At 45.8% G+C, this 15134-nt stretch carries 12 protein-coding genes; 9 read left to right on the top strand and 3 right to left on the bottom strand.

All coding sequences use genetic code 11. The features are described from left to right. Positions 1-105 precede the first annotated feature (105 nt). Positions 106-1293, bottom strand: a complete 1188-nt coding sequence (locus tag R7Q11_RS22220) for a 3-phenylpropionate MFS transporter (protein WP_005382367.1) — start codon at positions 1291-1293, stop codon at positions 106-108. A 233-nt stretch (positions 1294-1526) separates the two neighbouring features. Here R7Q11_RS22220 and R7Q11_RS22215 point away from each other — a divergent pair, with 233 nt between their 5' ends. The 9 genes from R7Q11_RS22215 (at position 1527) to fis (ending at position 11321) form a co-directional block, all read left to right on the top strand. Further along, positions 1527-3353: a DUF294 nucleotidyltransferase-like domain-containing protein gene (locus tag R7Q11_RS22215; protein ID WP_213894212.1), complete on the top strand. Its 1827-nt coding sequence runs from the start codon at positions 1527-1529 to the stop codon at positions 3351-3353. 33 nt (positions 3354-3386) lie between these two features. Then, a complete protein-coding gene (locus tag R7Q11_RS22210) occupies positions 3387-4016 on the top strand; it encodes a 3'-5' exonuclease (RefSeq protein ID WP_005382363.1) in 630 nt (209 codons plus the stop codon). A 237-nt stretch (positions 4017-4253) separates the two neighbouring features. Next, a complete protein-coding gene (acs, locus tag R7Q11_RS22205; protein ID WP_225466729.1) occupies positions 4254-6206 on the top strand; it encodes an acetate--CoA ligase in 1953 nt (650 codons plus the stop codon). Positions 6207-6509: 303 nt separating this feature from the next. Further along, positions 6510-6959 (top strand): type II 3-dehydroquinate dehydratase, encoded by a 450-nt coding sequence (aroQ, locus tag R7Q11_RS22200; RefSeq protein WP_005382360.1) that lies wholly within the window; start codon positions 6510-6512, stop codon positions 6957-6959. 61 nt (positions 6960-7020) lie between these two features. Continuing rightward, complete coding sequence (gene accB, locus R7Q11_RS22195) at positions 7021-7482, top strand: acetyl-CoA carboxylase biotin carboxyl carrier protein (protein WP_005386355.1); 462 nt, start codon at positions 7021-7023, stop codon at positions 7480-7482. 14 nt (positions 7483-7496) lie between these two features. After that, a complete protein-coding gene (gene accC / locus R7Q11_RS22190; RefSeq protein ID WP_005382509.1) occupies positions 7497-8840 on the top strand; it encodes an acetyl-CoA carboxylase biotin carboxylase subunit in 1344 nt (447 codons plus the stop codon). A gap of 165 nt (positions 8841-9005) precedes the next feature. Then, positions 9006-9893, top strand: coding sequence for a 50S ribosomal protein L11 methyltransferase (prmA, locus tag R7Q11_RS22185; protein WP_225466728.1), 888 nt, complete (start codon positions 9006-9008; stop codon positions 9891-9893). 139 nt (positions 9894-10032) lie between these two features. Then, a complete protein-coding gene (gene dusB / locus R7Q11_RS22180) occupies positions 10033-11001 on the top strand; it encodes a tRNA dihydrouridine synthase DusB (protein ID WP_005382505.1) in 969 nt (322 codons plus the stop codon). Between the two features lie 23 nt (positions 11002-11024). Beyond that, complete coding sequence (fis, locus tag R7Q11_RS22175) at positions 11025-11321, top strand: DNA-binding transcriptional regulator Fis (protein ID WP_000462885.1); 297 nt, start codon at positions 11025-11027, stop codon at positions 11319-11321. Positions 11322-11395: 74 nt separating this feature from the next. On the opposite strand, the gene R7Q11_RS22170 is transcribed toward fis, so the two are convergent. Both R7Q11_RS22170 and R7Q11_RS22165 read right to left on the bottom strand, forming a co-directional pair. Further along, on the bottom strand, positions 11396-12553 hold the full coding sequence (locus tag R7Q11_RS22170; RefSeq protein ID WP_054579332.1) for an MFS transporter: 1158 nt from the start codon (positions 12551-12553) through the stop codon (positions 11396-11398). Then, complete coding sequence (locus R7Q11_RS22165) at positions 12550-14121, bottom strand: ABC-F family ATP-binding cassette domain-containing protein (RefSeq protein WP_054579333.1); 1572 nt, start codon at positions 14119-14121, stop codon at positions 12550-12552. Before R7Q11_RS22165 ends, R7Q11_RS22170 begins: the two co-directional genes overlap by 4 nt. Between the last annotated feature and the right edge of the window lie 1013 nt (positions 14122-15134).

The raw sequence follows: 15134 nt of genomic DNA, 5'->3' as shown, positions 1-15134 counted from the left end.
TTTAAAGCAAGAGAATAAAAAAACCTCTCCATGAGGGAGAGGTTTCATTTAACACTGCTTTGATAACGGAGACAAAGCTTAGTTTTTAACCTTTGTTACATAAGTCTAATTCTGTGTTTCAAGTGGCTTGTCTGATACATCAACCACCTGATGTGGGTCTTGCGAATCAAGCTTGATGAACAGAGCCAATAACCCCATCGCGGCCATGCCCCAGAACACAAGCGGTCCCCAGTGCTCATAACCCCAGCCACTCAATACGGTCATTAACGCGATAAATGCGCCCAACGGAATCGCGTTATACAACGCTTGCAACGCTACGATCTTATTTTCTTCGGAGTTTTGGATATATTGGATCGCGGCAATGTGTGCGGTAGCGAAAGTCACACCATGCAATAGTTGAACAATCACCAAAGCAATAATTGATGTTGTCGACGCCGTAATACCCCAACGCATCATTACACCAACGGCAGCAGCAATAAACAGCGCGCGTATTGACCAACCTACGAATAAACGCTTACTCAGTGCAAACACTGCCACTTCTGCGGCCACCCCCAAGCTCCATAAGTAGCCAATGACATCTTCCGAGTGACCAGCGGCCTTCCAGTGAATCGCACTAAAGCCGTAGTAAGCCGCATGACTGCCCTGAATTAGTGACACCAACACTAAGAATTTTAGTATCGGCTTGTCGGTCAAAAGAGCGGTCAGCTTTGGACGTTCTGCGCTTTGCCCACCGTGCGTTACAGGCATTGGGTTAGTCGGTCGCATAGCAAACAGCAACGAGATAAACACGCCGAACATCGCAGTGTACAAGATCATATCGGAGCCAAATTCAGCCACCAGGTAGCCCACTGCCGTCGAGCCTGCGATAAAGGCGATCGAACCCCATAGCCGCGTGCGGCCATAATCGAGCATTTTCAGGCGAGCGTAGTAATTTGCCATCGCGTCCGACAACGGAATAATCGGTCCACAACAAAGATTGAACAACACTGTCGCTAGTGCCATTAACCAAAAGCTACCACCCGTAAAAAAGTGAAATCCAACAAAAAGGAGGGCAGCGAAACTCAACCAACGTAAAGCAGGCATAAGATGTTCGACTTTGTGTACTCGTGGGGTGATCACGATATTGGCAACACAACGTGTCGCAAGGCCTAACCCGACCAGCAAACCGATATCTGTCGAAGATACGCCCTGATCCTTAAACCAAAGTGACCAAAATGGCAGATACACGCCATACGCAAAGAAGAATCCGAGAAAGTACTGGGAAATCCAGCCATACGGAGAAGGTTTCAACATTACTAATATCCTAAAACGGGAACACCAACGTTCGAGCCGGGAATTATGGATCGCCATGCGTATTATAAAAAGGGAAGAATAAGAAACTTATCGTTTCCTCGATGGAATACTAACTTTGCGACATTTGGCATCTTCAAGCGAAAACATCGTAATTTAGACCAAAGTCGTCTGGCTTCCGGTAAGAAATTTGTCAGACTTAGAGAGTGTTCCTTCCATCATTATTGGGTGTTCTCATGCCTGACAAATTTAACATGCAATCTCCACCGTTCGATCGCTTAACTGAAGCACAACAAACGCGACTGCGATCGTCTCTGGACGTTGCCTACTATCGAGCTCGAGATGTTATTTTATCCTGCGGACAGAAGAACCCCCACTTACATATTCTGATCAAAGGCGCGGTAGAAGAGCGCTCCAACGATCAACAGGAAGTGTTCGCACATTATGCCAACGACGATATGTTCGATGTACGCTCGTTACTTGAAGACAAGGTACGTCATCACTACATCGCGCTTGAGGACACGCTCTCTTACCTACTGCCGAAAGAAGTTTTCCTTGCCCTTTACAACGAAAATGGCCAGTTTGCAGCCTATTTCGATAACAATTTATCGAAACGGCAAGAGCTCATCGAAGCGGCCCATCAACAGCAAAACTTAGCGGAGTTTATTCTCACTAAAGTTGACCGCAGTATTTATCACCCACCGATGATCCTTGAACCAAATACACCAATTAACGAGGTAACACGTTCCTTAAAAGAGAATGGGATTGACGCTGCATTGGTTCAACTCCATAGCGATGATCCACGATTGGAAAAATGGCCATCAGCCCACCCGTACGCAATAGTGACTCGTACTAATATGCTGCATTCTGTGATGTTGGATGGTTGCGCGCTCGACACACCAGTGGGTGAGATCGCTAGCTTTCCTGTTTATCACGTTGATGATGGTGACTTTCTATTCAACGCCATGATCACAATGACCAGAAACAGAATGAAACGCCTCATGGTATGTGAAGGCAACAGAGCCGTTGGCATGCTGGATATGACCCAAATTCTTAGCGCGTTCTCAACCCACTCTCACGTGTTAACGCTCAGTATTGCTCGAGCAAGCAGCGTGGAAGAGCTCACTTTGGCCTCAAACCGCCAACGTCAATTGGTCGAGAGCTTATTGAAAAACGGCATCCGCACTCGCTTCATCATGGAGCTTATCTCAGCCGTAAATGAACAAATTATCGAGAAAGCGTTCGAGTTAGTGATACCACCAGCCTTGCACGACCATTGTTGCTTGATCGTACTCGGCTCTGAAGGCCGAGGAGAGCAAATTCTCAAAACCGATCAAGACAATGCCCTGATTATTCAAGATGGTCTGGAATGGCCTCATTGCGAACAAGTGATGCAATCCTTCACACACACCCTACAACAGCTCGGTTATCCACTTTGCCCTGGCAAAGTGATGGTTAACAACCCGAAGTGGGTCAAAACACAGCAAGAATGGATAAGCACCCTAAACCACTGGATAGCTAAAGCCGAACCAGAACAAATCATGGACTTAGCCATTTTCAGTGACGCCCATGCTGTTGCTGGGAATTGCGAGCTGCTGGCTCCAATTGCGGCGCATCTTCGTGACACAATGAAAGATCGCATGTTGATATTGTCTGATTTTACTCGCCCTGCCTTGCAGTTTTCTGTGCCCCTAACTCTATTTGGCAACGTAAAAAGTGCTAAAGACGGATTGGACATTAAACGCGGCGGTATTTTCCCAATTGTACACGGCATTCGCACCTTGTCTTTGGAATATGCCATTGAGGAGAAGAACACGTTTGAGCGCATTGAAGCTCTGAGAAATAAGCGCATCTTAGAATCCGAAACGGCAGATAATCTCAACGAAGCACTGAAATTGTTCTTTAAACTTCGTCTTAATCAGCAACTCAAAAAGCAAGAAGCGTTGAATAACATTGATATTAAACAACTGGATAGAACTGAGCGTGATTTGCTTCGCCACAGCTTACATGTGGTGAAGAAATTTAAGCAATTTTTAGGCTTCCATTATCAAATTCGTGATTAACCCTGATTTTCATAAATCACAGAGGCGTAGGCAATGAACTGGTTACAACGCAAATACTGGCATTACAAATTGAAAGGCTCGCCTTATCAGTCGCTGTTTTGCACGCCAGATAAAACAGAATACGTCTCTCTTGACTGCGAAACCACCAGCCTTGACCCAAATCGCGCCGAGCTGGTGACTATTGCAGCCACCAAGATCATCGACAACCGCATCATCACCAGTCAACCATTTGAAGTCCGCTTACGCGCGCCGCAATCGCTCGACTCAGGCTCGGTCAAGATCCATCGAATTCGCCACCAAGACTTAGTCGATGGCATCAGTGAAAAAGAGGCGCTGCTCGAGCTGCTCGACTTTATCGGCAACCGACCACTTGTGGGCTATCACATTCGTTACGATAAAAAGATCTTAGACCTTGCTTGTCTGCGGCAACTTGGCTTCCCACTTCCTAACCCACTTATCGAGGTCAGTCAGATTTATCACGATAAGTTGGAACGACATTTGCCGAATGCCTATTTCGACTTAAGTCTGGATGCCATTTGTAAACACCTCGAACTTCCTATCCAAGACAAACACGACGCCTTGCAAGACGCGATTTCTGCCGCTTTGGTCTTTGTCCGCTTAACGAAAGGCGATTTACCCAACCTAACCGCGCCGTATACATAAAAATCAGTTGACCTAGCTCCCAGAAATACTTTTGTTTCAGCGATTTCCCGGCGCTTCCATCACTCTCATCCTAAAGTCTAATTGTGGAAATACGCGCGGTGACTGACAGTTATAAGCACAACGTCGTCATTACCACGACCAAGTTATTTAGAACCAAAAAACAGCCCTACAAAAATATATTCAAAATCTTATCTAGATTGGTGTAAGGCCGAGAAATAAGGCACAAGGAGAGAAGCCATGAGCGAAGCCCACGTTTATCCGGTAAAAGAAAATATTAAAACTCATACACACGCGGATAATGATACTTACTTAGCCATGTATCAGCAGTCGGTAACCGATCCAGAGGGCTTCTGGAGCGAGCACGGCAAAATCGTTGATTGGATCAAACCTTTCACCAAAGTAAAAAGCACTTCTTTCGACACTGGCCATGTTGATATTCGCTGGTTTGAAGATGGCACACTGAACGTCTCGGCTAACTGTATTGACCGTCATCTTGCAGAACACGGGGACGACGTCGCCATCATTTGGGAAGGCGATGATCCAGCCGACGACAAAACACTCACTTTCAACGAACTGCACAAAGAAGTGTGTAAATTCTCCAACGCATTGAAAGAGCAAGGCGTACGCAAGGGCGACGTGGTGTGTCTATACATGCCAATGGTGCCAGAAGCCGCAGTGGCGATGCTCGCTTGTACCCGTATTGGTGCGGTTCACACCGTAGTATTTGGCGGTTTCTCACCAGAAGCACTATCCGGCCGTATCATCGACTCTGACGCTAAAGTCGTGATCACCGCTGACGAAGGCGTACGTGGCGGACGCGCTGTTCCACTGAAAAAGAACGTGGATGAAGCACTAACCAACCCAGACGTAAAAACCATCAATAAAGTCGTCGTGCTTAAACGTACAGATGGTGATGTTGAATGGCATGAACACCGTGATGTTTGGTGGCACGAAGCAACAGCCAACGTTTCTGACGTTTGCCCACCAGAAGAGATGAAAGCCGAAGACCCGCTGTTCATCCTCTACACATCTGGCTCGACAGGTAAACCTAAAGGCGTACTACATACTACAGGCGGTTACCTCGTCTACGCGGCAATGACCTTTAAATATGTCTTCGATTATCAACCAGGTGAAACCTTCTGGTGTACCGCGGATGTGGGCTGGATTACAGGCCATACTTACCTAATTTATGGTCCACTAGCGAACGGGGCCAAAACCATTCTGTTTGAAGGTGTTCCAAACTACCCAAGCACGGCTCGTATGAGTGAAGTGGTTGATAAGCACCAAGTGAACATTCTCTACACTGCGCCAACCGCTATTCGTGCACTAATGGCAAAAGGTAACGAAGCGGTAGCAGGGACATCACGTTCAAGCTTACGTGTGATGGGTTCAGTAGGTGAGCCTATCAACCCTGAAGCGTGGGAGTGGTACTACAAAACGATTGGTAACGAGAGCTCGCCTATCGTTGATACTTGGTGGCAAACAGAGACCGGCGGTATCTTAATTGCACCACTACCAGGTGCAACAGATTTAAAACCAGGCTCAGCAACTCGACCATTCTTCGGAGTCCAACCTGCACTGGTTGATAACATGGGCAACATCATTGAAGAAACCACAGCAGAAGGTAACTTGGTGATCCTTGATTCATGGCCAGGTCAGATGCGTACTGTTTATGGCGACCACGAACGCTTTGAACAGACCTACTTCTCAACCTTCAAGGGAATGTACTTTACTAGTGATGGTGCTCGTCGTGACGAAGACGGCTACTACTGGATCACTGGCCGTGTTGATGACGTACTAAACGTGTCGGGTCACCGTATGGGTACCGCTGAAATTGAATCAGCGCTAGTGGCGCACCACAAGATTGCAGAAGCGGCGATTGTTGGTATTCCACATGACATCAAAGGCCAAGCTATCTACGCTTACATTACATTGAACGATGGTGAATTCCCGTCAGCTGAGCTGCACAAAGAAGTTAAAGATTGGGTGCGTAAAGAGATTGGTCCAATCGCGACACCAGATGTACTGCACTGGACAGATTCCTTACCGAAGACTCGTTCTGGTAAGATAATGCGTCGAATCCTGCGTAAGATTGCAACGGGCGATACAAGCAACCTCGGAGACACGTCAACGCTTGCCGATCCGAGCGTGGTAGACAAGCTTATCGCAGAGAAAGCAGAATTGGCATAAATTCAACCAACTGTTTTAAAAGCACTTTAAAAACCGCCATCACTCATGGCGGTTTTTTGCTTTAGTGCACAAATTGGCCACAAAAAAAATATGGCAATTATGTTGTTTTTGTTAACTTGGTTACAGAAACGAGAGTGGCTATTAGGAGATTAGACCAGTAAATTGCTGCTAATTGCTATGAATTAGCTATAATCTTGGTCGATTTTTTAAAATTTGCTCGGTTTTAACAAAAAAATCGTGCTGAACTATCGTATATTTGGGAATATAAACGTTCCACTCACGATAAGGGAAGATAGCAACACAATGTCTGCAAAGTCACGGATTCTTGTTCTAAACGGACCAAATCTTAATCTATTGGGTCTGCGCGAACCGACACACTATGGTCACAGTACCTTAGCTCAAGTTGTGGATACTCTTACAGAGCAAGCCCATAACGCTGGGGTAGAACTGGAACACCTACAATCAAATCGTGAGTACGAACTGATTGAAGCCATTCACGCTGCCTATGGCAAGATTGACTTCATCATCATCAATCCAGCGGCTTTCACTCATACTAGTGTGGCGCTGCGAGATGCATTACTTGGCGTCGCCATCCCATTTATTGAGGTGCACTTATCAAATGTGCACGCACGTGAACCATTCCGTCATCACTCTTATCTGTCAGATAAAGCAGAGGGTGTGATTTGCGGTTTAGGCGCACAAGGTTATGAATTTGCTCTGTCTGCAGCGATCAATAAGCTACAGGCAAAGTAACCCTAACACTCTGCAACCCTACGAGGGTTGTCTTAATCACAAGATAAAAGAGAAAGAAAAGATGGATATTCGTAAAATCAAGAAGCTAATTGAGTTAGTTGAAGAGTCTGGCATTGCTGAGCTAGAGATCTCTGAAGGTGAAGAGTCAGTGCGCATCAGCCGTCATGGCACTGCAGCTCCTCAAGCACCAATTCACTACGCAGCAGCTCCAGCGGCGGCACCTGCTCCAGTAGCAGCGGCACCAGTAGCGGAAGCGCCAGCAGCAGAAGCTCCAGCAGCAACACCTGCAGGTCACCAAGTTCTTTCTCCAATGGTTGGTACTTTCTACCGCTCTCCAAGCCCAGACTCTAAAGCATTCGTAGAAGTGGGTCAGAAAGTAAATGCTGGCGATACTCTATGTATTGTTGAAGCAATGAAAATGATGAACCAAATCGAAGCGGACAAATCTGGCGTTGTTACAGCAATCCTAGCTGAAGACGGCCAACCAGTTGAATTCGACCAACCTCTTGTTGTAATCGAATAAGCGGGGCTTGCCTTATGCTAGACAAAGTAGTCATCGCGAACCGAGGTGAAATTGCACTTCGTATTCTTCGCGCTTGTAAAGAATTAGGTATTAAGACCGTCGCTGTTCACTCAACAGCGGATCGCGATCTTAAGCACGTACTACTCGCAGACGAAACCGTATGTATCGGCCCTGCTCGTGGTATCGACAGCTACCTAAACATTCCACGCATCATTTCTGCAGCAGAAGTGACTGGTGCTGTGGCTATCCACCCAGGTTACGGCTTCCTGTCTGAGAACGCAGACTTCGCAGAGCAAGTTGAGCGCAGTGGTTTCATCTTCGTTGGCCCAAAGGCAGACACTATCCGCCTAATGGGCGATAAAGTATCTGCTATCAATGCAATGAAGAAAGCAGGCGTTCCTTGTGTACCGGGTTCTGACGGCCCTCTAGACAATGACGAAGAGAAAAACAAAGCATTTGCTAAGCGCATTGGTTACCCAGTAATCATCAAAGCATCTGGCGGCGGCGGCGGTCGTGGTATGCGTGTTGTTCGCGCAGAGAAAGACCTTATCCAAGCTATTGCAATGACACGTGCTGAAGCAAAAGCGGCGTTCAACAATGACATGGTTTACATGGAGAAATTCCTAGAAAACCCTCGTCACGTTGAAGTTCAGGTTATTGCTGACGGTCAAGGCGGCGCAATCCACCTTGGTGAGCGTGACTGTTCAATGCAACGTCGTCACCAAAAAGTAGTGGAAGAAGCTCCAGCACCTGGTATCACCGAAGAAATGCGTAAGTACATCGGTGAACGCTGTACTCGTGCATGTATCGAGATCGGTTACCGCGGCGCAGGTACGTTTGAATTCCTATACGAGAACGGTGAGTTCTACTTCATCGAAATGAACACTCGTATTCAGGTAGAGCACCCAGTAACAGAGATGGTTACTGGCATCGACCTAATCAAAGAACAGCTTCGCGTTGCAGCGGGTCAGCCTCTGTCATTCACTCAAGATGATATTAAGATCCGTGGCCATGCGATTGAGTGTCGTATCAACGCAGAAGACCCTGAGCGCTTCCTACCATCTCCGGGTAAGATCGAGCGTTTCCACGCTCCTGGCGGTATGGGTGTACGTTGGGAATCTCATATCTACACAGGCTACACAGTACCACCTCATTACGATTCAATGATTGGTAAACTGATCACTTACGGTGAGAACCGTGATGTAGCGATTGCACGTATGAAGAACGCACTGGGTGAGATGATCATCGAAGGCATCAAAACTAACGTGCCACTGCAATTCTCCATTATGAATGACGAAAACTTCCAACACGGTGGTGCAAACATCCACTACCTAGAGAAGAAGCTTGGCTTACAATAAACCTAAGCAAACGTCTTAAAAAATGCCCACTCCCGTGGGCATTTTTGTTTTATATGTACGCGAACGGCTCAACATATAAATCGGCTTATTTGGGTATATACTCAAACAAATCGTAGAGTTCTGGTAAACTCTGCGCCACTTCATTCACTTTAAGAGCAAAAACCAATGCCTTGGATTCAAATCAAACTCAACGCGACCAATGAAAACGCTGAGCAAATCGGCGATATGCTAATGGAAGAGACTGGCGCGCTGTCTGTTACATTCTTAGACGCGCAGGATACACCTGTATTCGAACCTCTACCTGGCGAAACTCGCTTATGGGGCGATACTGATATTCTGGCACTGTATGATGCAGAAGCAGACACTAACTTCATCATCGACCAAATTAAAGCGAGCAATATGCTGGCTGACAATTTTGCTTACAAAGTAGAACAGCTTGAAGATAAAGACTGGGAACGCGAATGGATGGAAAACTTCCACCCAATGAAATTTGGTGAACGCTTATGGATTTGTCCAAGCTGGCGCGACATTCCAGATCCTGACGCTGTTAATGTTATGTTGGATCCAGGCCTTGCATTCGGTACGGGTACTCACCCTACAACAGCACTTTGTCTTGAGTGGCTAGAAAGCATGGACTTAAGCGGTAAGACCGTTATCGACTTCGGTTGTGGCTCAGGTATTCTTGCGATCGCAGCGATCAAACTGGGCGCTGAAAAAGTGATAGGGATCGACATTGATCCTCAAGCCCTGCTTGCTTCAAAAGACAATGCTGAGCGTAATGGCGTTGCAGACAAACTAGAAGTTTACTTACCGCAAAATCAACCTGAAGGTCTCGTCGCTGACGTCGTTGTGGCCAACATCCTTGCGGGACCTTTACGTGAACTTGCACCTATCATCAAAGGACTAGTTAAGCCAAATGGCGACCTCGCTATGTCCGGCGTATTAGACACTCAAGCTAAAGATGTTGCGAACTATTACCGTGACGAGCTTCACATTGACCCGATTGTTGAGCAAAGTGAATGGTGTCGCATCTCTGGTCGTAAGCAAGGCTAGACAAGGTTTTCAGAGCTAATTGTTTGAAATTCATACAATTTACAAAAACAATTTGTAAATGCTCAAATATTAGTCTTTTCACGCAGTGAAAAAATGCGTAAAATGCGCGCCCTTGCTGGTACAGAACTGTGATGACGTTTTGAAAATCGGAAACTATCAACTTAAGAACAATCTAATCGTAGCCCCTATGGCTGGTGTAACGGATAGACCGTTTCGCGAGTTGTGTCTTCGCTATGGTGCGGGAATGGCCGTCAGTGAAATGATGTCTGCTAACCCAAAACTATGGGGAACGTCAAAGTCGAAACAGCGCATGGTACACGAGGGCGAATCGGGCATTCGCTCTGTACAGATTGCGGGTTCCGATCCACAGCTTATGGCGGACGCAGCTCAATTCAGTGTTGAGAACGGTGCACAAATCATCGACATCAACATGGGCTGCCCGGCAAAAAAAGTGAATAAGAAGCTAGCGGGCTCTGCTCTGCTTCAATACCCAAACATTATCGAAGAGATTTTGAAAGCGGTCGTGAATGCAGTGGACGTTCCTGTAACGTTAAAGACTCGAACTGGCTGGGATACAGACAACAAGAACTGTGTCCAGATCGCTAAATTAGCCGAAAACTGCGGCATACAAGCTCTTGCTCTGCATGGCAGAACGAAAGCATGTATGTACAAAGGTGAGGCCGAATATGACAGCATTAAAGCGGTAAAAGAGGCGATTTCAATTCCGGTTATCGCGAACGGTGATATCGATAGCCCGGAGAAAGCCAAATTTGTACTGGAGTACACCGGTGCGGACGCTTTAATGATTGGACGCCCTGCCCAGGGTCGTCCTTGGATTTTCCAGGAAATCCATCACTATTTGGAAAACGGCACCACAATGGAGGAGCTTCCAACTGAGGAAGTGAAAACCATTATGCTTGGTCATGTAAATGCTCTGCATGAGTTTTATGGGGAGTTCTTAGGTCCACGTATCGCGCGCAAGCACGTTGGGTGGTACCTGAAAGAGCATGAACAGGCAAGTGAGTTTCGCCGTACCTTCAACGCTATCGACGCAGCTCCGCTGCAAATTGAGGCGTTAGAAGGTTATTTTGATAACGTTGCATCATAATTAAGAGAAGAGCTAGACCGAATATGTTCGAACAAAATCTGACTTCAGAAGCATTAACAGTAACTACAGTAACGTCACAAGACCAGATTACTCAGAAGCCTTTACGTGACTCTGTTAAAGCGTCTCTTAAAAACTACCTTGCTCAACTAAACGGCCAGGAAGTAACAGAACTATACGAATTAGTTCTAGCTGAAGTTGAACAGCCACTACTAGATACTATCATGCAGTACACTCGCGGTAACCAAACTCGCGCAGCAACTATGATGGGTATCAACCGCGGTACTCTTCGCAAGAAACTTAAGAAATACGGCATGAACTAAGACCGTTTTTCAAAAAGTATTTGGAACAAGCCGTTACCTTTTTAGGTAACGGCTTTTCTTTATCTACTAAAACACTACGAATAACGCTCACTTTGTTCAGTATTACCAACTGGCTTTAAGATAACTACTGCTGAGCCAAACAATAGGAAAGCCACGAAAGCGACCCATTCATTGCCTACAGAATACGCGAAGCCCGCCAAGGCAGACCAAATCGCGACACCAAAGTGCATCATACTCATTCCAGAAGACATTAACACACCTCGATATTCATCAGATAAGCTTGCGATATGTGCTTGTAATGCCGGAGAACCAACCCCTCCAGCAAGAGACCAGAGCACTAGAGCTGGAAGATAAGCGGTCACCGTACTCATCTCATTTGAGAACACCCATGCACTGCAAGGTATGCACACCATTAAAGCCACTCGCATAACGGCTCGAGAGCTACCAAGCCAGCGAGAAGCTCTCGCCACGCACATATTTCCAACCACACTCACGATCCCTAGAGCTGCATAAATAGCGCCCACCCAACCGAGCGCCAAATCACTGGTATCTCGAATATGAAGGCCTATCAGGTTAAATACACCAATACCTCCCCCTAGGCCTAAACACATCGCTAGAATCGCCCTCAACGCGCCTGGAAGATGAATGACGTCTGTGATAGGTGGCAGAGTATCTGACTTCTTGGACTCATTATGCTTGTTGTTCATGGACACTACGCTCATGGCACCGACAAAAAGAGCCGCAACGCCCAAAATAATAAAAGCGGCACGCCATGATAAAAGCTGGGTCAACAATGCTCCGAGCGCCGGGCTGGTTATCATACCTAGCGTTAATCCCGCCTGAACCATCACAATTTGACGCATCGCTCTATTACCCTTCGCGTCTCCCGCTAACGCGAATGCAATTGGCAACATGCCTGCACTTGCAATACCAGTGATCACTCGAGTTGCAATAGCAAGTTCAAAATCATGAACTATGCCCGTCGTAATAGACGCAACCCCAAATACAAAGCAAGCAGGCACCATGATTCGAATACGCCCAACTCGGTCTGATAAACGGCCCAAGTAAGGAGCGAAAATTGCTATGGCTAAACTATATGCCGTAATAAATAAGGTCACCTGACTCGGTTGAACACTTAAATCATTTCCGATAGGTTCAAGAATAGATCCAAGCATCAACTCATCAGCACCAACAAGAAAAGCAACGAGAAATAGGATCATGGACTGCATCATAGCTCCACCTCCTGTTCTGTTTTCGATTCAGCACAAGTGAGCAACGAAATATCTAAAACTCTATCAGGCCAAGATTGCAAAAATGCCTTCTCATGAGATACCACAATCACGCTACCGGAAAAGCGCTGGAGAGCCTCTTTAAGCGCATTTTTGCTGCTGCTATCCAAATGTGTTGTTGGTTCGTCCAACAGCAAAACATTGCATTTCTGAACCGATAAACAACACAGTTTCACCCGAGTTTGCTCACCACCGCTCAATGTACCTAAGTGGCGCTGCGTCTTATCCCCCGTGATCCCAAAGCGAGCTAATAGCTTGCGTGACTCTTTGCTTGAGATTGTTGGCGCACAAGAGCACAGCTCCTGTTCAGGCGTGTTCTGAGGATGGCGCCAAGACAAATCTTGAGAAAAATAACCAATCATTGCACCTTTTGCCAATACCACCTCACCAGAGAGTGGCTCGATCTTCCCCATCAGGGTTTTAAGTAAGGTCGACTTACCCACGCCGTTAAAGCCAGCAACAACCAAATTTTCCCCGCGCGCTAACGTGATATCAAATACTGGAAGCAGAGGCTGCTGATAACCGATCATCAACGCTTTTGCCTCAACCACATTCGGTTGCTCAATGGGCTGGTAAGCAAAGTCAAACGTCGATACTTTCTCTACATGATTCAGTTGAATACGTTCGATTTTATCCAGTCTCTTCTTACGCCCTTTAGCAAGACTGGCGTTAACTCCTGCACCATTTTGGGCAATAAATTTCTCTAACTTTCGAATTTCACTTTGCTGAGCCTTATATTGCTTTTCTAATAAAGCACCGTCGTGCTGCTTTTGCTGCATTGCTTTGACATAAGTACCGCTGTATTTTCGAACCGTTTGATAATCAATATCACAAATACTGGTCGCTACTTGATTAAGAAAATCAACATCATGAGAAACCAGTAAAACGGTACCAATGTAATCATTGAGAAACGTGACTAGCCATTCAATGTGCGGAGCATCAAGATAGTTTGTCGGCTCATCAAGAATTAACACATCGGGGTTGCGAAGTAACAACCTGCCTAAAAGGACTTTGTGCCTTTGACCGCCACTTAGCGAGATAAGCGGTGTATCTAAGCCAAATTGATAAATACCAAGACCTACAGCAACTCGTTCAATTTTGGTATTAATTGCATAGAAGTCTTCATCTTCTAAATATGCCTGTAGCCGAGCGACTTGGCTTAAAAGAGATGTAGAGTGAGACTCGGTCATCGCATGATACAAAGTCCAAAGCTTTTGCTCTGCAGCGTATAAACTCTCAAAAGAGCCCTTTAAACACTCATGAACTGTCAGCACATTATCGATCTTAAAATGTTGTTCTAAATACCCCACCTCAAGGTTTGGTAACCATTCAATGCAGCCCTTATCTGCAGATAATTCACCGAAAAGCAGTTTCAATAAGGTGCTTTTTCCAACACCATTCGCTCCGGTGATACCTACTTTCTCTCCCACGTTAATACGAAAGGTCACGTTGTTGTATAATGTCTTATCGGCTACCTGATAAGACAAATTTTTAACTTGTAAAATACTCATGTTTTCAACCAAATAAAAAAGGGCCGGTGATCAATACCGGCCCTTATTTCAATACTGGGTAATGCTTTGTAGCTGCTTAACAGATACAAAAAGGCCGATGATGAAATATCACCGGCCATCTCTTCTCTTTTATCAGGTGTACAAGCTCCTGCGTATAACTTCAGCGAAGCTACCCACACATAAAACACCTGATGAAGATAATTTAAGACTCCGAGCAACACTTCATCGCGTTTTTTGCACGGAGTTCAGCCTTCTTACAAAGCTTTTAAACAAGAGATATAACATGATTTACTGTCGAAAAAATATTCGATGTGAAGCGTACACCTTTAGAATAAAAAGTACCAGATAATTGTTAAAACTATCGTGACTTACACGAAGGTCCACAGAAAGAAGACTTTTCCTCAGTCAATGTGCCAGGTGAACTGCTTACTCTGCAAACACAGCTATGAAAGCACCTATACCGCTCACGTTATATACGTACGTAGTGGTGGCTTTGAAGGTTAGAGAGGGTTAGAGGGAAGAAGTAGCGAATACACTTTAAGACACTGGCTTAAATAGATCGACAAAACAAAATCCATGTTTGGAAAGTTTTAAATGCGCTGAGTTTATATTAATAAGCGCCTATGGCTAAATCAAAACATCTAAAGCAGAGAAATCTCCCCCGAAAATAACATAACCTAGTGAATAAATTTTCCAGGTAATAATAAAGGAAGCTTTGGTAAGTAAGCATAAGGGCTGAGAACTAGCGCTCGATACTAGGACCCGGTTCAGTAGAAACCACACAAAACTGAGTTCCACTTCACTCATAACAGGGCTTAGAAAGCATCGCCAGAGGGAAGCCTGCCTCTAGATGCAAGGTTTCAATATGAAAGTGGGTTTAAGGTAAGTCAGGTAACCAAAACAAAAAAAGCCCCAGTCTTTCGACTGAGGCTTAATATAAGTGGCGGAGTGGACGGGACTCGAACCCGCGACCCCCGGCGTGACAGGCCGGTATTCTAACCAACTGAACTACC

The organism is Vibrio sp. 970 (assembly GCF_033339075.1).
This window is presented reverse-complemented; position numbering and strand designations above follow the sequence as displayed.